Genomic DNA, 22,170 nt, shown 5'->3' on the forward strand with positions numbered 1-22,170 from the left:
ACCTGGCTTTTTACGCCAACTTTAGACTTGGCTTTTATCAAAACAAGCAATACCCCGAACGGCCATGTTGAAGTACATATAGCATCAAGGGCTTCCAATTATCAGCAGAGAATACTCGAACTGTCAACCACTTTTGGAAATGAGAACGACGGTACCTGGCTTTTGACGCCTACTTTAGACTTGGTATTTATCAAAACAAACAATACCCCGAGCGGCCATGTTGAAGTACATATAGCCTCACGGGTTTCCAATTATCAGCAGAGAATACTCGAAGTGCCGACCACTTTTGGAAATGAGAACGATGGTACCTGGCTTTTGACGCCTACTTTAGACTTAGTTTTTATCAAAACAAGTAATACCCCAAACGGCCATATTGAGGTACACATTGCAGCAAAGTAAATAAACATAAAAAACTACAGCCAAAGGTTATTGTTATCCGCCAAACTAATGCTCCGACGTATAAATCGAACAGTTTATATAATATAAGTTAACAATTGAACCAAAAAGTATATCTGTCCAAATCCGCAATTAAACGCAAATCCGAAAGGAAATGGTTCGATATATGTACAGTAAGGCCACTTAAAAATCACACTGTGTTATAAATAGTGTGATAATTGTTCAAAGGTTTAGTAGAAGTCTTCATATCAATTTATGAGGGCTTTTTTCTTGTATCGATTATTAAATTTAGGATATCTAACTTCTTCATTTCTAAGAATGTTTTAATTGGGATAATAAAAAGTCTACAAAGGGAGGCATAGCAAATACCGCCAGGCAGTAAGCATAACCGATATTTTTATTGGACAATAGATTATTACTGCTGAATGTTGTTATTATAGGGATCTGCTATCACCTTAACAAGGTCATTACCCAACACGCGTTCATCAAAATCTATCTTTACTGTTTTGGTTTCGCCCTTTAGCAGTGTGAAATAATTATCATTCGTAATTGACGGCAGGATCTGCTCCCCGTTTGACGCCCGTACAGCCTGCACCCGGATGCCGAACGCGACGGCCTTAGATGATGCAGGGTTTGTTATTTCGGCAGCAATAAAACACCTGCCATTTTCCTTAACTGTTTTATAACTGACCTTCAAATCGACTGTAGGCAGTGTATTCAATGCCGTATAATCCTTGCGTTTATTGCCACGCCAGTAAAAATTATCGGATACCAGTTTCCCCGCCTTGTCCGTTAGCTTTAGTTTGATGAAGTGAACCGCTGATAAGCCTTCACTGGGTACATCGCCCTGGTAAACTTCAAAGCTATATAACGAGTATCCCCAATAGGTTGCGCGCTCAACGCCCTGCATCCTGACATAGCGTGCTGTAACTTCGGGGAACATGATCTTTTGTTCGCCTTGCCTCCCATCGGTTGTGCTGTATACGTCGTGCCAGTTCTTAGCATCCGATGATACCTGGATCTTGAATGACTTGGCATAGGCATCTTCCCAGCTAAGCCCTACCCCATTCACTACCTCATCCTTTCCCAAATCAACATAGATCCATTCACCATCATTATATCTACTGGCCCAGCGGGTGGTTTTGTTGCCATCTGTAGCTGCCCCGGCATCGCCGTTAGTAGACGAAGAGGCATATACTTTTTTGTTTAGGGCGAGATCAGCTTTATAGGGATTGAAATTAATTTTGAAGGCTTCACCTGCACTGTTCGCGGGGGCGTCAACAATATTTGATGCACGGTATTGCTTCACCAGCTGTCCATCAAGGTTATAGACGTCAGCACTGGCAGTCAGCCCTTCTGCATCGGCGCGGGTAGTGTTTATAACCTTCACAGCGTTAGTTACCGGGTTCCATTGAATATGTAAGGGTTCGCAGGCTTTTTTGACGCCAAAGTATGCGCCCGTAAGGTCGAAGTAATAATCATAGGTTTGCCAAACCATTGATGGATAGGCCGACTGGCTCATCCAGGTCATCAGGCCGGAAGCATCATCGCCCATTGCATCCTGCCAGCCCTCAAACATAGCCTTGTTGGCTTCAAGGCTCACAAACTGGGCCTTACGGCAAAAATCCACAATTTCCTTTGGTGCACCGTATCCATTGGTAATGCTTGCCTCATAACTATCAGGACCGGCATTAAACGCCCGCGGACCAAAAAAATGCTGGTCCCACATCTCATTTCGCGGCCACCAGTTCTCCTTAGGCATAAATTTTTTAAAGCTCTCAAAATTCACAAATACGGCCGTCCCCAGTTCTGTACGCAAACCCCAGCCTTTGTTGCCGCCCGAGCCTGTCGGATAAGCCGTAAAGTAATACCGTGGATCCTTAGCATCCCAGGGGCCGCTGCCGGTCAGATTTTCGGCGTGCGAGTTAGGCTGGTAATACCTGTCGCCGCCATCAAAAGTCGCCAGGTCCTCCTTTAACCAATTATTTAGCGGTGCCATTGGCCAGCCCTCATTTTCAGCGCACCAAACCGCTATTGATGCATGATTACGGAATCTTTTTATTTTTTCGATCGCGTTTGCATTAAAAATATTGATATCGGCCGGCAGGTTCTCGTTGGCATTCAGCCAGAAATCATCCCAAACCATAATGCCGTATTTGTCGCAGGCATCATAAAATTCCTCATCGGTGGTTGAGCCTATCCAGTTGCGGATCATATTAAAGTTCATCTCCTTATGCAACCTCACACGGGTATCATATTCAGCCCCGCGGCAGCGCAGCAGATATTCCGACATCCCCCAGTCACCACCTTTTATAAATACCTTAACCCCGTTTATGGCCAAATGTAACACGTGCCCGATAGTGTCATAGCTGTATCTTTTAATCCCGAACTTAATATCATGCACATCCGAGACCTCATTGCCAACTGCCAGGCTAAGCCTGCAATTGTACAGGCTAGGCTCGCCATAGCCATTTGGCCACCAAAGTTTGGGGTTATTGATCACCAGTTGCTCAAAATCCCCCTTATCCAGCTTAACTATCGTCGATCCGTTTGCATCAATATAGATCTTTTTCGAAAATTCAATATTTCCAGGAGTGATTAATCCCTTAACAATTGCTGTTTGTGGGCTTGTAGCACTATTGTTAACCTGCATTGAAACCGAAAGGTCGGCGCGGGCATTATTCGGCAGCTTCGACTGTATCCATGGATCTTTTATCGTAACGTCACCAGTGTTGCTCAGGTAAACATTGTCGGTAATACCCGAATTAAGGCCGGGCACATAAGGCATCCAGTCCCAACCAGCGCTTGACACATAGTTAGGGCTGCCAACGTTCGCCAAAGGTTGCTTAGGCAGATAAACCAAAGCTACCAGCACATTTTTATCTTTGCGGCCCGCAATGGCGCTGACATCAAACTGCCCTCGCTGCATAAAGCCATCAAGCGTCCCGAGCATTATTCCATTCAGGTAAATATCAGCCTTACGGTTTACCCCCCTGAAGTTTAACCAGATCTTCCCTTTTGAGAAATCTGCCGGGACATTAAATTCCGTGCGGTACCAGAAATTGCGGTCATATTTAGCCTTATCGACCTTATAAATGTTATCGCCAAAATTGGGATCCTTCTCCAGGCCTGCTGCTACGTATGATGAAAATACGGTGCCTGGCACTATGGCCTGTACCCAATCCTTCGTATCGTAGCCGGCAGTATTAATTTTGGAACCGTCTCCAGCTTCTGCCTGTGGCCTTACCTTCCATTGTTGATTTGACGAGCTATTAAGAGAGACTATTCCAGGTTGAGAAAAACATTCGGTGTAAAAGGCTACTGAAATAGCGGCAATAACCAGGGTTTTTAAATTTAATGAGTATCGAATAAGCATTTGCAGAAATAAATAAGGGAATGTACATGTGGATAATAAACAAAACCGCCCCGCTGCACCGTATTTATAGCGCAGCGGGAGGGTATTTGATCGGGAGGGTATTACAAGCTTCTTAAGGCTACACGAGTAAATTGTAAATAAGTGTAACTTGTTGTACTTACTACCCAGCCATAGGTAACCGTTGTAGTTTGTATAAGGGTAAAGTTGAGCGTATGTGTGCCGCCAATGCTGTTTTGATCGCCATGGAACCAGGCAATCGTATTGCCTGAATTTATCTGGTCTATATCCGGAACGGTATTCCCTACGGAAACCACCTCATTGGCATTAATATTGCCGCCATAACCGGCTGTGGTAACATCAATAGCATAAGTGCCGGCCGGCAAGGTAAATGTTTGGTAAACCTTCCCATTGTTTACACCGTCTCCGCTGTAATCACGAGCCTCGAAATGGACGCAGCCGCCGTTATCAGTCGAGAACCCGCCATGAATCCCGCCATCCTGGTTCAGCACATTAGCATTGTACTGCCAGTCTTTAAGCAGCCCCCATTTGCCGGGGTTACTGTCGCTGCGGTAAAACGGATTGCCGGGGTTTTTGATGTAAAATGCGGTCAGGTCACCGATCCTTTTTATGTGTGGATAAGTACTCGGAGCGGCCACGGTAAAAGTATCAATGGCGCCACGCATAGGCAAATAGCTGGATTGATAAGTTACATCGGTACCAAACTTAAAGTTATTCAGCGTGATGGTAGTGCTGTCAGGCCGAAGTATTAATGTATTTTGCACACCGGTTGTATTATCAAAATATTTAATAACAGTTTTTGTATTGATGGTACCGGTATCAACTTTATTAAACTTTAACTGCACCGCCCCGGTGGCCAGGTTAGTGATGTACGGCGTATCAGCATTATAGCCCCTGTTAAAAATGCCGCTTTGATATTTCGCCCCAAATACCCTGACACTGTTTATATTCAAGGGAATAGATATGTGACCTTGATTATCAATAGAATACACGTTAAAGAAATAAGTACCCTCTGTCAAGTTTGGAATTATAACCTTAACTGTATCCTTAGCTACGTGAGTGGCCGCATCAACAATAATTGAATCCTGCTTATTGTTCCAGTATATCTTATACTTCGTGATGTTAGGATCGGGGCTCGGGTTCCAAACCAACATGGCGCGCAAATCTCCGCCCCGGTAATTTTGATTACTGATAACCCCCGGATAATAAATTTCGCCGCCTTTAATTAGCGACTTGTAATTTACGTCCTTCTTCGAGCAGCTTAATATGGTGACTGTTAACAGCAGCAACCACAGTATATTTTTAAAAATAGCTTTCATTTTTTAAGGTCTTATTTTAAAGATTTATTGCGGACTTCCGTAAAACGATAACTCCATTAAGTGGGTATAATAAACACCGCCCCAGGTGTCCTTCACATCTAAACGGATGTATTTTACAGCAGGGCTTATAAACGGCACATCAAAGCTCACCCCTGCATCAATAAAGGCGGCATCGGCTGCATTGGTTTGACCGGGAAGTAATCCGGACGGAGGATTGGGAAAATGATAATTACCCAAAACCACCCAATCGCCAACTACCGTACCGACCGCTGTTCCGCCAGGGGTCACGGCATCTGCCGGATTATCCTTCGTGGAGCCCCAAATGGTAAAGTCGCGCGGGTTTCCATACCCATATGATGCACTCGGCCTCCCCCACATTACAAAATGACTTAATTTGTAAGTTGCGCCTATACCAAAGGTGCATTGCAGCAATTTATTAGGCGGCGCAGTGGTGTGCCAGCCAATGGAGCCACCGCTTTCGTCCGTTAAACCGTTCCATAAATTGGGGAGTTCCCATCCATAACCTATGGCAGCATCACTATTGGTTTGATAGGTAAAGAACTTGCTTTTAGGGAGCATTTCTTCAAAAAGCGGGGTTAACGTTATGATCGAAGTATCCGAAACGTTTCCAAACTGATCCGAAACATAAACACCAAATTTTGTGGGGTTTGCCGTGTAGCCTCTTACGGAATAGTCAATGGTATCGGTACTTGAATAATGCTGATCCTGGATCTCGAATTTGCCGTTAGCTGGATCGATCGCCACCATATTAACCGCTACCGCCCTTTTGCCCGGGTTTAAGGCCATGATATTTATTCCGCCAAAGTCCGGAGCAAGCAGCAATGATTTTCTGATCAGCTGATAGTATGGCGTATCGGGGTGAACGGTAATGGTAACAGGATCTGATGCAACATTGGCCCTTGTTACTGCATGAAGCGTTATTGTATAATCCTGGCTTTTTGAAAAGCCTTCTACCCTTATGGTGTCTAAAAAATAGCTCGATTTGGTTTCGCGCGAAACTTTATCGTTTATTTTATAATCAGCCACCACATACAGAAGATTTTCGGTGGTTGGCAATGTATAGGTAAGGATAGCGCCTCCATTAAAATTCTTCACCTTAACATCCGTCACAATGCCCGGTTTTGTTTTATCTGTAGATTCCGGCTGTCTGTATTTATCGTCTTTTTGGCAAGATGCTAAAAAGGCTATTGAAATAAGCAATACACAAATCAAAGACTGGATATGCCTGTTAACACAGTATTTCATAATTTCTTAATTTAAATGTTTAAATAATCTCACTCAGGTTATATCGCCTACCAAAACGGATTCTGCACCAGGTTATCATTAACTACCAGTGAGTTGGTCGATATAGGCCACAGGTAATCCCTGGTCTGGAAAACCGGGATCTCGATATTAACCGGCCTGTAATAATTCACAGCCTGTTCCTCGTAAATGCTCCAGCCTTTTAAAGGAACACTCAACACGGATTGCAGCTCCTTCCAGCGATGCAGGTCCCACCCACTTTGTCCTTCAAAACACAACTCTATCCTTCGTTCCTGGTGAATTATAGCCCGCAAGCCGTCCTGTGTAGTTGGCTTCGACGGATTTTTTGAATAGGTTGCCCAGGAGCTCAGCACACCACCGAGCCCGGCGCGTGCCCTAACCTTGTCAATATATTGGTAGGCCTCTGCTCCGGGGCCGCTCACTTCATTCAAAGCTTCAGCATAAAGCAGGTATAAGCCAGCCATCCGCATCACAGGCATTGAAAAATCCACCCACGAAAAACCATCGTCATAAACGGTTTGGTAATTTGCCAGCTTCTTGGGCCAATAACCGGTTATGTTTGTTTTTTGGATTGATTTTGGGCCCGAGATAGAGAAAACGCCCCGTGCCTCTACATCATGCAATGGATTTGACGGGTCTTTTGCATTATCGCGCCCGTTGCCGAACCAGATGCCGCCATCAAAACCAAGGCTTCCATAAAACCGTGGCTCTCTGTCAAAATTTGCTTTAACCGTTGTATAGCCTTGTTTTATATACCAGTAATTTGCGGCATCACCTATACGCAGTTGGTTGCGGTTGGCATAATCCCACGTGTTGTCTTCGTCTATCGGAACGCCGTTGTGGGTATAAAATAATTCAGTAGTAGAAATCGGGACAGCATAATACCCTGGGTTCTGCCCGTCATTCTGGTTAGCCTTGTCCGTCATGCGCGGAATGCAATATTCCTGGCCGTGCCAGATGTTGTTCAGCGCCCAGATCAGTTCGAGGTTTGAATCCCATTTTTGAGTAAGTGCATTCTGAAATGTAAGCACCAGCCTTAACGAATCCGGGAGGTTGCTCACATTGCCCGCAGGGGTAAAATCTGTATTTACCTTCAAATTTGCAGCCTCGCAGGCATCTATGGCCGCTTTACATGCAGTAGCGGCTGCCTGCCATTTTGTGGCATCAAATTTAGTTGGAAACAAAGCGACACCACTCTTATCCTTAAAATTTGCATAGTCAGGATTACCATTGAACAATGGGCTGGCCGCCGTCATTAAAACTTCGGCCTTGATGGCCATTGCAGCAGGTTGGGTTATCCTTCCTAACTCCTTAGCAGGGTTGTCAATGGTAACCGGAAGGTCAGGGATCGCTGCATCCAGTAAGCCTGTTATGTATTTTACCACATCGTCAACGGGTGCACGTTTTACCTTAACGGCTGACGTTGATGCCTCCACCGGCAGGTTCACGTCAATGATTGGTATCGGGCCGTATAGCCTCAACAAATAATAGTTATAATAGGCCTTCAAAAATTTAGTCTCTGCTATCCATCTTTTCTTTTCCGGAGCAGTAAGATCAAGTGGCTTATCAATATTTTCCAGCATGGTGTTACACCGCCTTATGGCCTGAAACATGGCAATTCCATTGCCCGAGCCATCCCAATAATTTAAACCGGGGTTACCGCTGCTTTGTGTACCTGTTATTAAGCTGAATCCCGTAACATCGAACGGATTGCTGGTCAGATTCAGCGGGAAGATCAGCTCTGAAGAGGTTGTAAAACCCGGGCTCCTGTTCAAATCATTGAGCTGCTGCAAATCAGAATAGCAGGTAAACAGGTAAGTTTGAGCTTCATTGCGGCTTCTGAACGCATAATCGAGTGTGCCAACGTCAGGCGGAACAACATCAAGGTATTTTTTGCAGGAGATCCCGCTTACTATCAGCACGATAATTAAGCAGAAGTGTTTATATTGTAATTTCATCCTCGTCATCTTTTTATAAATTAGCGTTTAAACCAATATTGTATACTTTTTGAATAGGATAGGCAAACCCGTTGCCTCCCAGTTCGGGATCCCAAAGCTTAAAGGAACTCCAGGTAATTAAATTCAACCCGTTGACATACAGGCGCAGGTTTCTGATGCCTAATGTTTTTGATACCGCCTTAGGCAATGAATATCCAAACTCAACCGATTTAAGTCGCATGAAGGCGCCGCTGCGCAGCCACCAGGTGCTCGCCTGCAGATTGTTTTCGATATCTGCCCGGTTTACGCCCAGGCGAGGGTATGTTGCGTACAGGTTCTGGTTCTCTTCTGACCAATGGCTATCTGCAAATTGCTGTAACAACTGTGTATTCCCATAAACATATGCCTCAGTGCTTTGTACGAACGGGCTAACCTTATTAGGGTCGATAAAGAACGATACCCTGGCCTGTCCCTGGAAAAATGCCGACAGATCGAAGTTTTTGTATTGTGCCGATACGCCATAGCCATAAACTATTTCCGGCACCTGCGGATAGCCCAAAAAGGTTTGGTCACGGTTGTCAATAATGCCGTCCCCGTTTAAGTCGCGGTATTTAATATCCCCACCTTTTGGCGCTTTGCCTGTGGTCGAAAAGATCTGCGTAGGTGAGCTTTGCGCTTCGGCATCGTCAACAAACAAACGCTCGGCAATATAACCGTAGCCTTCGCGAATGGGCTGCCCCACAAAATGTCTCCACGGCTCGGCATAGTTAGGCTCTTCATAATAGGTGTATTTATCTACCGCCAGCGTAAAGTTTGCACGGCCCGAGATCATCAGGTCCTTATTAACGATCTGCTTATAATCCATTGAAAGATCAATACCCTTTGAATTGGCCTTACCTAAATTTGCGTAGATAGGTGCTTCGAGACCCGATGTGGTTGGGATGTAAGATCGTTGCTGAAGGATATTATACCGGTTATAATTGTAAAACTCAGCGGTGATATTCAGCGTTTTCAGCATGGTAATTTCCAAAGCCAGGTTCGCCTGTTTTGAGGTCTCCCATGTTACGTTTGGATCCGGATAGTTTTGGATACTTACACCGTTGCTGGCATAGCCACCATTTGTTCCGAAGCTTGCATAGGCGCCGCCGTCGAGATTTACGTTTGACGCATAAAAGAAGCGTCTGTCACTTATTGCATCATTACCTACCAGGCCATAGCTGGCCCTTAATTTTACCCGTTGGAAAAAGTTGGTAAGCGGCTGAAAGAACTTCTCTTCAGATACCAGCCATCCTGCACCAACAGTGGGAAAGAAGCCATAACGGTTATTAGAAGAGAAGCGTTCAGACCCATTGTATCCGAAGTTAAATTCGAAGAAGTATTTGGCCTTGAAATCATACGCTGCCCTTCCTGCCAAACCAAGGTTACGGTGCGGAAGCGCATATTGCAGGTCAGGCTGATTAGTTGCCGGGTTAACCGCATTTGAATACACTGTTTGTTGCTGCGTAAAAATCATAGTCGCCGAAATATTATGATTGTTTATCCGCTTGCTGTAATCTAAATTGCCCTGCAGGTAGATCTGGTTGCTGATGGTTGGCGTACCCGGAAAATATTGCAAATACTCAATAGCGTCTCCAGGCGTTTGGTTTAGCCAGGTTAGTGAATAGGTATTGTTGACTTTGTTGTAGCTGCCTATGTTGTAGTAAAAAGGCTTATAAGCTAAATTGGCATCGAAATACGAATAGCGGTTTGTACTGAAAATGCCGTGAAAGGCAAGCCCATTGGTAAGAAAATCCAATTTCTGATTCAACTCTAACTGTGTCAGCATCCTTGATTCCGACGACGTTTTATGGCCCCGGGTTAACAGGGCATATGGGTTGTTTGAGTCCTGGTATGACAGGCCGCTGCTGTTATTAGCAGCAGGCGCGCCGAACAAGATATGCTGGACACCCCTATTGGCTGAATCCGCAGGAAAAAACGCGGGGAACAAAACCGGGCTGGTATGCAAGGCTATTTTGTACACGTCCGAACTGAATGAACCATCAGCAGTCAAAGGGCCGGAATATTCACTAAAGTTGCCGGAGAACCTGAGGATTACTTCTGTAGTTTTGCTGAGGTTCAGGTTGATGTTTGAGCGCAGCTGGTAGTTTTTAAATTTAACATTGTCGCTATTGTTGCTGTTCGGATCATCAACCAGGTTACCATGGTCCAAGTTATACGAACCGCCAACATAATAGCGTGCGAATGGCGTACCGCCGCTTACACTCATGTTCGCCCGCTGAGTAGATGTGCGATCCTTTAGCAACAGCTTCAACCAGTCAACTGCAGGGTAAACATATTGGTTATACCCAGGCCCTTTGTTTATGGTGTTAATGGTATTGTTGATCTTATCCTGGTTAAAGGGAATTGGCTGCGTCGGGTCGCGCGTAAGCGAAGCCTCATTATACAGGTTCATGTACGTTATGGGATCGGCAATCTGCAGCGACTGCGTATTTTGAGAGATCGAATTCTCCAGCCTGAAGTTGATTTGCGGTTTTCCAACCTTGCCCTCCTTGGTGCTAACCAGAATAACACCATTTGCACCGCGGGCACCATATAATGCAGTCGCGCTTGCGTCCTTTAAGATGGAGAAGCTGGCAATATCGTCGACTTGTAACCGGGCCAGATCGTTTGTTGACAATTCAATATTATCTATCAGGATCAGCGGATCGACCTTGTAACCGAACGTGGTTACTCCTCTTATAAAGAATTGTGCATTGTCCTGCCCCGGTTGACCGGTACCCTGGAAGGCGATAATACCCGCGGCCTGCCCCGCCAGGGCGGTTGTCAAGTTACTGGCCGGAATTTTCAATTCCTCAGGCTTTATGGTTGTTACAGAACCAACAATGGCCTCCTTTCGCTCCTTTTTACCATAAGCGGTAACCACAACTTCCTCCGCCTGTTGCACATCATCGGCAAGCACTACGTTAAAAAGCTTATTGTCCGGGCTTACGGTAAATGTTTGTGTTACAAAGCCAACCATCGAGATCCTGATGACGGCGCCAGTTTTCACATCTAAAATAAATTTACCGTTATTATCGGTAATCGTTCCCACCTTTGAATTGCCGGTAACGGAAATATTAGCTCCCGTAAGTATTTCACCTTTTTGGTTTCTAACAGTACCCGTAATGGTTATCACCTCAAAAAATGGGTCAGTGACTACCGGTGCCGCTGCCAACTCATCTTTAATAATTATTGACTTACCATCAATAGTATAGGTAAGCTGCTGATCTTTTAAACAAATATTTAATGCTTCCTCGATGGGTGTTTGATCGAAGTTTACATTCAGCTTATGCTTGTTTTTTATGCTTTTGGGCGACCAAAATACATTGTACCCGGTTTGTTTATTGAATTCATTGAACACCTGCTTTAGGGAAATATTATTTTCCTTTAAAGTGACTTTTTGAGAAAAGACCGATGCGCTTGCCTGCATAAAAGCAAGAAATAGCATTATCGTGGTAATCTTCATGGTGAGCAGGAATTTCTTGGCGTAGCCCGAAGGCATACAAATGTTTGTAGTAAAAATTTTATACATTTGTTAAGGCTGTTTTAAGTAAGAAATGTTATGACAATTGCATTAAGATTTAAATAAAGCCTTTTGAGCAGGAACATCGCAAGTGTTCCTGTTCTGCTTTATTAAACCTCCTTGTTTCGCATTTTTAGGATGGACTTTCTTTTTCTCTCATGATTTTTTGGTTTAATTATTGGTTTAAAATTAGGGTATGGTTATTTTTTTCTACTGATCTTAATGGTATTGCCGTCGATACTGAATTTCACGTCGCCGGTTTGCTCCATCATTCTAAGTAATGTTGAAATATTAGCGAAACGGGTGGTTACCGCACCAAACGTTTCATTCTTTATGCCTTCATCCTGGAAATCAACATTAACGTCATACCATCGTGAAACACTCTTCATTATATTGCCGAGCTTTTCGTCATCGAAATTAAAATAGCCCTTCTTCCAAGCTATTACTTCTTCGGTATTAACCTCTGTCACTTCGATGCCTTTTGCCAGCCTGGCCTGCTGACCCGGAGTCAACTGGGCGGATTTACCACCGGCAGTTACCCGGACAAGGCCCTGCAATAAGGTAGTTTTCGTGCTTCCTTCGTCGTTATACGCGTTTACATCAAAGTGTGTCCCTATATCTTCCACTACTTCTCTTTCAGTTACAACCCTGAAGGGTACCGATTGATCATGGACAACTTCAAAATAGGCCTCTCCGGTCAGTTCCACACGGCGCTCCTTTAACAAGCTGAAGTTTACAGGGAATTTAAGTGACGAAAGTGCATTGAGCCACACTTTTGAACCATCGGGAAGGACAACCTGGTATTGGCCACCCTTAGGCGTTTCAATGATATTAAAGGCAGGGACAGCTGGTCCTTCAACAGCAGGGTCAGCCACTTTATTTATAGTGTAAACCAATTGTCCGTTCGCGGCCTTAGTTATCTGGATGCCATTTTGTTTGGCGATTTTTCCGTTGCCTGCATCAGTCAATGATATTTTTGATCCATTAGCCAATGTTAATATGGCCTTGTTACCGCCGGGCGCGATATCATCTTTTTGAATAGAAGCACTGTTGTTTACTGAGGCTCGCTGACTATGGAAAATCAGCAGCCAGGAGACACCGGCAATCAATAGTACCGATGCCGCAGCCACCCACCGGATGACAGGCATAATTTTGCGGGTTGGTTTTATTTGCTTTTGAAGCCGTAACCGCATAAACTCGCCAACAGCTTCTTCGTCGCCGGGAAAATCAGCATCCTGGTAAGCTTTTTGGCGATACCAGTTCAGCAATTCGGCCTTCTCAGCTTCCGAAGCAGAATTATCCCTGTACTTTTTTATTAAAGTGTAAATATGTTCCTGGTCCAATTGGTTATTTGGTTAATATAGGTGTGTACCGTAACAAAGCCGATACCCTACATGGACCTGAAAATATTTATGAAAAAATAAAAGGGGGGAAAAGGATCCTATTTAAAAAAAGAAAACAGGACATGAATGGTCATTAATATTGTCCACAGGTAATTTTTAAGTTCTCCGCGGATAATTTTTAAAGCCCTGGTGAGATTGGCCTCAACCGCTTTTGGGGTAATATTAATCTTGCTGGCTATTTCGGCATTCTTCATACCCAAATCACGGCTACAACGAAATACAAGTCGGCATCGTTCAGGCATTTCTTCAACAATACCATTGATATACTCACTTAAAAAAAGTGCATCGAGCTTTTCCTCATCGTTAATGGATTCGTTAAATTCATAATTCTGTTTGGCAAGCTGTGCTCTCCTTCCTTCACGCTGGCAATATTTATAAATACTGAATTTAACCGAGGTTGCGAGGAATGCCGGCAGATTTAAAACCTCCAGTGTATGGCGTCGCTCCCAAAGCGACATGAAAACTTCGTGTACAAGATCTTGCGATGCAGTTTTATCATTACTATGGTTCCATGCTATCAAAAGCATTTTCTTCCAATACCTTTCATAGATTTCGGTAAAAGCTGAATGATCGTTAAGCCTGATCAAATCAGTAAGTTCCTGATCGGTATAGCTGCTGATCCTCGACATCTATATTATTCAGTTTAGAGAAGGGGTAGATTGACGGATCACACCCGCTGCCAAACAAAATCCGCAAACGAAATCTGCTATACAAACTTTAAAGCGTAAAGAAACACCAGTTAGTAAAATTTCTCTCATGCTGTCATTTTAATTGGTTAGTGTCTTGAAAAATAGCAGGTTCGCCTTCAAGCAAGATCATTGATAATACAAATATGCAATTTATTTTTATCTTATAATTATGAGCGAAAAGAATTATACTATTTGAAATCAGGAATGTATAAAGTCTTAAAGACCTCTATTCCATTTCTATAATTCTGAAATATGCAATTTATTTTCAGTGCAGGGACCTGACCCGGATTTGTTAAACGCCCCGGTTTTCGCTTCTTGCCTTAATCACCGTTTCCAGGGGTATGCGGTTATGTTCTCCCCATTGGTTCATCATTTTGATGATCGGTAATTTTGATACTGTAGGTAAAATGCGCCCAGACAATGGTGGATCAACACTTTCAGCCCCCGTTATCCCAGCCAGGTCAGCATCTTCGCTTAATCGTAAAAGACTTAGAGTGCCGGCGCTCTAATATAACTGGTGAAGAGGCAGGGATTTGTTTAGCTTTTACCCCCTTTTAATATTCAATATGTTATACCGGTTTCATTTTTTATCACCGAAATATTCACCACTTTTTGTACAGATTGATTTATAATTACACCTGTTGGTGTCAATCCATGAAAAAATTCATTCCACCATCCATCGCTTTGGTAATACATTGAAAGCCACTCTGCGCCTCACCCGAAAATCTAACTTGGATTACCCGATTTTTCATATTCTTTCACTTCATTCCAAATTATACGTTAAAATATTTTAAGTCCCAGCTTAAAAACCACTTTTGGAATCTGTTTAGCTATGCGACCTTTGCCGCATAAACTAAAATAGGACTTCCAGAAATCCGCAAAATATTCCCACAAACGCAAGTTAACAAACACCGAAATCATATTTAGAAAATCATAAGCTGGCCGCTTTTTGATATACCCTCACATAATCCACCTCAAACCTGCTTGGGAATGCCGTAGCTGAAGGATCTCCCCCGTTTAGGCCGCCTATGGCCAGATTCAACAGAATAAAATGTGGCTGCTTAAAAGGATTGATGCCGGAATTATCGCGGTTATATAATTGTTTCATTTCTACCTTATTCAGTAAAATATCATCAACAAATAACGCTATTGAATCCTCATCCCAATCCATGCGCCATACATGAAACTTTTTAGCCCAGTTTTTATCCTTAAAATCTGTAACCAACCTTTTGGTGCTATACCATAAAGCATGATTTGGTGTAGCAGTCCCTACGGCAATGTTTGCAAGCAGGTTGTGCCTGTAAAATTCCATAACATCTATTTCCCCGTTTGAAGGCCAGTTCCCTTTTTCGCCGAGCGTCCAAAACGCGGGCCATAACCCCATTTCAGTATTTATCCTGCCGCGCATAACAAAACGGCCATATTTCCAGCTCTTTTTACCTGCTGTTTCTATAGCTGAGGATGTATAATCGATAAATTGCCTTTTCCTTGCCCAGTTCCGGCTGCTACTATCATAAATTGGATTAGGCAAGTGGGTCTTTTTAGCTTCGATTATTAAATAGCCATTTTTACAAAAAGCGTTTTCAGGCTGATACCATTGATTCTCTTCATTTCGCACAAAACCCTTTTCATAACCCCAGTATTCACTATTTACCGGGCCATCTGTATTGAACTCATCGGCCCAAACCAACTTATAATCGTCGGCCTGTTTTATTGATGAAACTTTAACCGGAGTTCGATGCTTTTTTGCTAAGTCCGCAATCGGGTTCCCGGACGAAAAAACCCGGGAAAAATTCACATTTAGCATGACGATCAAAGGGCATATAAATGATACTATAGTTTTCATAGTGAATAATTTTAGCAATCACGATCAAAGGATTATTGCTTGTTTTTTAAGATAAAAAAAAGTGATTCCTTAATATTATAACCAAATGGGCCAAAATCAAAATAGGCATTTCCAATTACCAGGTCAGGCTTTCCGTCGCCGTTCAAATTCCCTGCATCCATAGTAACGGCCCGTTCAAACCGGGTGTCCTGCGGCAAGGCATAGGGCTTAAAATTCAAACCGCCCAGGTTCTTTAAATACACAAATCCCTCGTCCGTTTGCCTGGCATCGGTAAAAAGGCTAATGGTTGCAATATCAATATTACCATCGCCGTCAAAGTCACGGGCGATGGCTTTGTAGCAGCCGTTTATGGGATAAAAATATTTTTGGATGTAGTTGCCGTGTTTATCATTCAAAAAAACATATACGCCGTGGTATGGTTTTAAAACCAGCGTTGCGTTGCCATTATCGCCGCAAGTGTATACAATATCCTTATAACCGTCATGGTTAACATCAACCAATTCAAAAAATGAGGAACCATAAATTGGCGGGAACTCTAAAATACGTTTTTCCTGAAACTGGCCGCTACCATTATTTGTGTAATGGTAAATGCCTTCTTCTCCCTGCGCAAACAGCACCCAAATATCTGGGGTAGTTTTATTGGTTGAATAGTCGAAATAAGCCTTTATTGCGCCGGGTAAACTGCTGATGATATGCCTGGTAAAAGTTCCATCCCCTTTGTTCTCCATCCAGCTTAACTCGCCGGTTAAACTACCAAATTCGCAAATCAGGTAGTCTGTTTTTTTATCTCCATTCAAATCAGCAGCCAGAACCTGTACGGGCCTCGCCAGCTTATCAAATATTGGTTTGGTATTTAAGGCCATTTTCCCGGCCGGACTTATCTTTAACTCCGTTATAGTTCCCAACTTATCAATATTTGCGCCCAGCTCCCTGCCTATGGTACAAACCCAGATCTTGTCTTTATCAAAAAGCAGGTCAACTACCGGACCAGTTGTGTTAATGGAATCAAGAACCTTTAGTTTATTAGTTAGGAGGAAAAGCTTATGCGACTGTCCATCGGCTACGAAGATCCGGGCAGGCTTAACCGAGTTATCAATTTTAACGTACGACCCTAAAACCTGCTTACCTAAAAATGAATCGCCGGGAGTTTTAAAGGCAAAAAACGGCAGCTCCCTTGTAATTTGCACCTGCCTGTTCTGGGCTGGCAATTTCAAAGGGGCGGTATTCATGTAAAAATCTAAAATGTTCTGCCACTGCTTATCGGTCAATGCTGGTTTTGATGGAGGCGTATAATCCTTTATGGTAGTTGTATAATCCTCGCCCCTGTGTTCTTTTATACCCAGCCTTAAACCCATTTGAGGCAACAGGGTTTTCCATTTGCCCCTGTTAAGCAGATCAGGTGAAGGGTACATGTGGCACGACTGGCAATAGCTTTTTGAAAGCATTTGTCCTGCTGTTACATCAGCAACCGTTGCGGGGGCATAGTCCGTTGTAGCGGCAGTGTTATCTGTTTGGTTAGTTACACCTGAATTCCATACCAGGTAAATAATTACAGCGGCAACTATCAAAACTGCAATTACAATTATTGCTGATTTTGGGAGCCGTGTTTTATTATTATTCTTTTGTTTTTCATCCATTATTTTCCGGGTCCGCTCACTTTATTTACTACCCAGTTGCCAACCTTTATACCCTGTGCAATACCATTATCAATTGCATCCATAAAGTGGATGCCACCCCAAAACCTTGAAATAGCAGCTTCTTTTGCAGCCTGGTTGAATGAATTGAAATGTCTCGGCGGGATTCCGAAATGGATCTCAACATTATCGGTATATTTAAAATTATCGCCAAAATAATGGGTAAGTATTACCGCTGATGTTGTTGAAACCACTGAATGCCCGCTGATATATTCAGGGAAGGGCGGAGTTTGTAATAATGGTTTCCAATGCGGGTCAATATACATCCGGATAGCAGTTTCCGGTCTGATTCGGTTTGTTCGGTATTTATCTTCCCAACAGCAAATAAAACAATCCATAAGGCCTATAGCAACTACGGTATTTACCTCAACTGTTTTGGAAAAGCTGGCTTTAGCCTGGTTACATGCAATGGCGGTTATCCCCATCCAGTGTGCCCCCGGCGAGATTTTTTTTAAACCGATCAGCATGTGCCCGTCATTTTGAACCGCAAACGGATTGCAATCCCAAAAGTTGGCAATGTTCTTTTCTTCCTGCGTTAAGCCGTTACCGCTTTTGGTATAGCTTAATTGCAGGAACTTATAAAAGGTAGAATTTTTATCGGTAGAGAACGGGATCGGCGGATCAGGAACAAATTGTGAAGCTGAATCCAGCGTCAGGGTGCGTACGGTATTAAAATAAGGCTCAACGGGCACCATGTAAGCGGGCGGGGTTAAATCCCAGCTTCCCGGTGTGTGTTTAAGTTTGTAGCGCGGGTAGTTGCTGATCTTTCGGTAGCCATCAGCTTTGGCATAAGCCAGGATCTTTTTGCTGATAAATTTGGCATAACTTTTAGAGCTGTCAATCACCTCATCGCTGAAACCTATCCTCCGGCACGAATCTAAAAAAGCATCCTCGTATTTATTCACCAGGCTACCTGATGGCTGCAGCTTCCCGGCGGTTTCGTACATGGCCAATACCGTGCTTAACTGGTAATTATAGCCCGAAGTTTTGGGGGCAGCTATAACCGGGTATTGATTCAATATGCCACGCATGCCTTTTACCTGCTTGTCGTTTCTAGCTAAAACCTCGTATCCGGCTAAACAAGTGTAAGCAAAAAAACGAGCGGCCAGTGGCGGGTTGGTCACATCATGGATCATTACGTCAGTCATGTTGCTGATCACCTTGCCTACATCGGCATTGGTTAATTTCGGTTCTGTTTTCTTACGGCAACTGCCGAATACTATAACTAAGCTGAACAGCAGTATTATTATAAAATAATTTCTTTTCATCGCTTTTATTCTTGTTTGTATGCTTTCATCTTCCCTTTATCCAAACTAAAAAGCAAAACATTATTTAATTGCAGCACATTTCGCACATCTCCCCATATATTAAACCCTGACTGTTGCTGATTGATGTACCTGTAATTACCTTTCCCATCGCCTTTAAGCAGCACGCCGTAATTGGCGTCATATTTCCCAAAGCGAATGCGGGCATGGTTGATGTTACCACAAAGCAGTAAATCTTCGTTGCCATCATGGTCATAATCAAGTGTGGTTATGGTATATACCGGGGCGTATTGAGCCTGCAAGGGCAATGTAATTGGGTGTAATTTGCCTTGTGCATTACTGATAAAGCAGGCCGTTGCCAGGTAATTAGCGGTTAACTTCTTTGCATCCTTCATTTCTTCAGGTGTGAAGATCTTATCAAGCGTGGCGTCGGCGTAGCTTTTATAATCAGGGAAACGGGGTCGCATTATGCTCATCTGGTCAAGCAATTCATCCCGGGTCACATAGGGGTAGCTTTTATGCTGGATGTAAAAGCTCAGGAGCGGGTCTACCGATCCGTTATCATCAAAATCCTTATACAGCATTTCGGCAGGTTCGGTATCGCTTGCCCGGCACTGTGTATTTAAGCCCAGGTTACCTGCAATTAAATCAGGGTGTCCGTCATGATTAATATCGCTTACGCTGATACAGTTCCACCAGCCTGCGTACTTTTTATCAAAATACTTTGTCGTGGCATCGGTCAATTTTCCGTTAGCGTTTTCAAAAACGGTGATCGGCATCCATTCGCCAACCACAACCAGGTCGGGCTTTTTATCGCCATTCATATCAACCCAGGCGGCATCGGTTACCATGCCTATGTTTTTTATTGCCGGGTTATATTTTGCTGTTTCATCCGTAAAATGGCCCTTACCATCGTTGATCAAAATATAACTTTGCGGTGCTTCAGGGTATCTGCCCGGGATCACCCTGCCGCCAACAAAAAGATCAGGGAATCCGTCACCATTAATATCTGCCATTTTCACACAGCTTTTACTGCTGAGCATTTTTGGCAGCGCACCTTTTGCTTCGGTAAAGTTGCCTTTGCCATCATTCAGGTAAAGCCGGTCCTGCAGCAATGCATCACCAGGTTTATAGTCGGCATATCCCCCGGAAGCCACGTAAAGATCAAGCTTGCCATCGCCATTGGCATCAAAAAATATTGCTGCGGCATCTGTACTGTTTTTGTCGGCTAAAAAAGCTGGTGTTGCTTTAGCTGTAAATTTCAGCCCTTGTTGCTGAATGTAAAGCATTCCAGCAATCCCGTCATGTGCACCAACGTACACATCTTCCAGTCCATCGCCGTTTACATCGCCTTTTGCAGTAATGGCTCCGGAAAAAGAAATGGGGTTAACCATCAATGGCTGCCGTTTAAAATCGTTGGTTGTATTTTCCGCTTCCTTTGACGCTATAGGCGACTGAACCTCTTTAAATATGGGTTTTATTTGTTTTTGGCTGATGTTGGCAGCTGTTGCGTCTTTTTCATTTAAGGTAAGCAATTGATCAGCTTTTACTTTTTGAATTAATTGCGATTTACCCCGCTGCCAGGTAATTCTTAAAGAATCAAGTTCCTTATCCTTCCCAAGCCCAAAGTGCAGTACAGGAGATACGCTTGACTGAAAACCACGGGTCGGCATTTGCTCCAGGTATTGGGTTTTATTGCCTTTGTAAATAATAACCTTTGCCCCTATCCCCTGTGTATTGGCATCGTCGCCCTTTAAATTAATGGATAAATAATGGTTATTGTTTTGTTTTACCGCCTGGTTTTCATAAACAAAAGCCGCCTGGTTTATATTGTTTACCACCAGGTCCAAATCGCCGTCGTTATCCAGGTCGGCATAGGCCGCACCATTACTGTTTGATGATTTGGCAACTCCCCATTGTTCACTGGTATTTGTAAAGGTTGAGTTACCATTGTTCTTAAAGAAATAGCTTTTTACCTCTGATGAGGGCATTTTATCCACAATGTTTAATAAATCCTGCCGCATTACTCTTCTGTCGCGCAGGTTATCACCCATATACTTTAAAAAATCCATATTGGTATAATCGCGGGTGTAACCGTTGCTTACAAAAAGATCCTTCCAGCCATCATTATCATAATCGGCAAATAGCGGCGACCAGCTCCAGTCGGTATTGGAAACGCCAGCCAATTGGCCAATCTCGCTGAACGAATTATTGCCATTATTTACATGAAGCATGTTGCGCATGTACTGGTAATAAAAACCTACCCGTAGGTTCAGGTCGAACGAATCGTAATTATCTGCTCCGAATAGCAGTTTCTGGCGTTTGTTATCTTCGGGGAGCATGTCCAGCGTATAAATATCGGGCCTGCTGTCATTATTTATATCGGCAATATCATTGCCCATTGAGTAAAAAGAGGTATGCCCAACCTGTTTTTGAAGCTGATCTGTAAACCCACCTTTACCATTGTTAATATACAACCTGTCGGGCACGTTATAATCATTGGATACGTAAATATCCGGCCAGCCATCCCCGTTTATATCGGCAATTCCGGCAGCTAAACCGTAAGATAAAGAGGTATTGACGATACCTGCCTGCGCAGTGATATCCGTAAAATGCCCATTGTCATTCCGCAACAACCTTACGCCCGATTCGGCATCAGTTTTGCTCATCATATCCTTAACAGAAATGTCATCAAGGCTACTAATACGTTGCCAGTTGTGGTTTACCAGCAGCAGGTCGAGATCGCCGTCCCTGTCATAATCAAAAAAGTAAGCCTGTGTACTAAACGATGGAAATCCTAACCCAAACTCAACGGCCATATCCTTAAATTGCGGAACACCATTACTGTCATTCCCCTGGTTAATAAACAGTTGATTAATGCGCTTTTCGCCTTTTAGCTTCCCCGAGTAACATACATAAATATCAAGCTTTCCATCTCCATTAACATCGGCCATAGTTACTCCTGTTTTCCAGGGGCCTGGGCGGCCGGCTACCCCAGCTGGTTCAGTAATATCTTTAAACTTCATGTGGCCCTGGTTCAGGTACAATTTATTATCGGTCATGTTACCGGTAAAGTAAATGTCCTGCAGCCCATCGCCATTCAGGTCGCCAATTGCCACACCGCCCCCGTTATAAAAATATTCATACATCAGCACGTTGGTATTCAACCCCTCTGTTAATGTATTGGCAAAATCAATATGGGTCTGCTCGGCTGGCAGTAACTTAAACAAGGTGTCTGCAGACTCGCCTTTTGAGCCGGATGACTTGCACCCGCAAAAGGCGATGCTCACACCCAAACAAAGCGCTAAAAAGTTGAATTTGTTATTAACCGATGCCAATAAACTGGCAGCGGTATTTCTGGTAGATTTACCCATTAACTAC

General features: G+C 43.6%; 12 protein-coding genes. 1 reads left to right on the plus strand and 11 read right to left on the minus strand.

All coding sequences use genetic code 11. The features are described 5' to 3' along the window. Window positions 1–399: hypothetical protein (locus tag KXD93_RS23510; protein WP_258139832.1), on the plus strand; the 399-nt coding region annotated here is incomplete at its 5' end. Between the two features lie 412 nt (window positions 400–811). Here the strand turns inward: KXD93_RS23510 and KXD93_RS23515 are convergent. From KXD93_RS23515 to KXD93_RS23565, 11 genes are all read right to left on the minus strand, one after another. Next, complete coding sequence (locus KXD93_RS23515; protein ID WP_258139833.1) at window positions 812–3,772, minus strand: discoidin domain-containing protein; 2,961 nt, start codon at window positions 3,770–3,772, stop codon at window positions 812–814. A 101-nt stretch (window positions 3,773–3,873) separates the two neighbouring features. Next, window positions 3,874–5,109 (minus strand): DUF4998 domain-containing protein, encoded by a 1,236-nt coding sequence (locus tag KXD93_RS23520; protein WP_258139834.1) that lies wholly within the window; start codon window positions 5,107–5,109, stop codon window positions 3,874–3,876. A gap of 24 nt (window positions 5,110–5,133) precedes the next feature. Beyond that, window positions 5,134–6,375: a DUF5000 domain-containing lipoprotein gene (locus KXD93_RS23525; protein WP_258139835.1), complete on the minus strand. Its 1,242-nt coding sequence runs from the start codon at window positions 6,373–6,375 to the stop codon at window positions 5,134–5,136. 47 nt (window positions 6,376–6,422) lie between these two features. Next, a complete protein-coding gene (locus KXD93_RS23530; protein WP_258139836.1) occupies window positions 6,423–8,351 on the minus strand; it encodes a RagB/SusD family nutrient uptake outer membrane protein in 1,929 nt (642 codons plus the stop codon). 13 nt (window positions 8,352–8,364) lie between these two features. Then, window positions 8,365–11,901 carry a TonB-dependent receptor gene (locus KXD93_RS23535; RefSeq protein ID WP_258139837.1) on the minus strand — a complete coding sequence of 1,179 codons (3,537 nt, stop codon included), beginning with the start codon at window positions 11,899–11,901 and terminating at the stop codon, window positions 8,365–8,367. 191 nt (window positions 11,902–12,092) lie between these two features. Beyond that, window positions 12,093–13,235 (minus strand): FecR family protein, encoded by a 1,143-nt coding sequence (locus KXD93_RS23540; RefSeq protein ID WP_258139838.1) that lies wholly within the window; start codon window positions 13,233–13,235, stop codon window positions 12,093–12,095. Window positions 13,236–13,333: 98 nt separating this feature from the next. Beyond that, window positions 13,334–13,924: a sigma-70 family RNA polymerase sigma factor gene (locus KXD93_RS23545; protein ID WP_258139839.1), complete on the minus strand. Its 591-nt coding sequence runs from the start codon at window positions 13,922–13,924 to the stop codon at window positions 13,334–13,336. Window positions 13,925–14,915: 991 nt separating this feature from the next. Beyond that, entirely contained in the window at window positions 14,916–15,830 is a 915-nt protein-coding gene (locus tag KXD93_RS23550; protein ID WP_258139840.1) for a glycoside hydrolase family 16 protein, read from the minus strand. Between the two features lie 32 nt (window positions 15,831–15,862). Next, complete coding sequence (locus KXD93_RS23555; RefSeq protein ID WP_258139841.1) at window positions 15,863–17,467, minus strand: FG-GAP repeat domain-containing protein; 1,605 nt, start codon at window positions 17,465–17,467, stop codon at window positions 15,863–15,865. After that, a complete protein-coding gene (locus KXD93_RS23560) occupies window positions 17,467–18,792 on the minus strand; it encodes a vanadium-dependent haloperoxidase (RefSeq protein ID WP_258139842.1) in 1,326 nt (441 codons plus the stop codon). Before KXD93_RS23560 ends, KXD93_RS23555 begins: the two co-directional genes overlap by 1 nt. Before the next feature lie 5 nt (window positions 18,793–18,797). Further along, window positions 18,798–22,163, minus strand: a complete 3,366-nt coding sequence (locus KXD93_RS23565) for a VCBS repeat-containing protein (protein ID WP_258139844.1) — start codon at window positions 22,161–22,163, stop codon at window positions 18,798–18,800. Between the last annotated feature and the right edge of the window lie 7 nt (window positions 22,164–22,170).

The sequence above is a fragment of the Mucilaginibacter phenanthrenivorans genome (assembly GCF_024721155.1).
GTDB lineage: Bacteria > Bacteroidota > Bacteroidia > Sphingobacteriales > Sphingobacteriaceae > Mucilaginibacter > Mucilaginibacter phenanthrenivorans.

Coding starts and splice junctions, on each gene's coding strand:
- KXD93_RS23515 (WP_258139833.1), bottom strand. CDS start 3,772: ATGCTTATTCGATACTCATTAAATTTAAAAACCCTGGTTATTGCCGCT.
- KXD93_RS23520 (WP_258139834.1), bottom strand. CDS start 5,109: ATGAAAGCTATTTTTAAAAATATACTGTGGTTGCTGCTGTTAACAGTC.
- KXD93_RS23525 (WP_258139835.1), bottom strand. CDS start 6,375: ATGAAATACTGTGTTAACAGGCATATCCAGTCTTTGATTTGTGTATTG.
- KXD93_RS23530 (WP_258139836.1), bottom strand. CDS start 8,351: ATGAAATTACAATATAAACACTTCTGCTTAATTATCGTGCTGATAGTA.
- KXD93_RS23535 (WP_258139837.1), bottom strand. CDS start 11,901: ATGTATAAAATTTTTACTACAAACATTTGTATGCCTTCGGGCTACGCC.
- KXD93_RS23545 (WP_258139839.1), bottom strand. CDS start 13,924: ATGTCGAGGATCAGCAGCTATACCGATCAGGAACTTACTGATTTGATC.
- KXD93_RS23550 (WP_258139840.1), bottom strand. CDS start 15,830: ATGAAAACTATAGTATCATTTATATGCCCTTTGATCGTCATGCTAAAT.
- KXD93_RS23555 (WP_258139841.1), bottom strand. CDS start 17,467: ATGGATGAAAAACAAAAGAATAATAATAAAACACGGCTCCCAAAATCA.
- KXD93_RS23560 (WP_258139842.1), bottom strand. CDS start 18,792: ATGAAAAGAAATTATTTTATAATAATACTGCTGTTCAGCTTAGTTATA.
- KXD93_RS23565 (WP_258139844.1), bottom strand. CDS start 22,163: ATGGGTAAATCTACCAGAAATACCGCTGCCAGTTTATTGGCATCGGTT.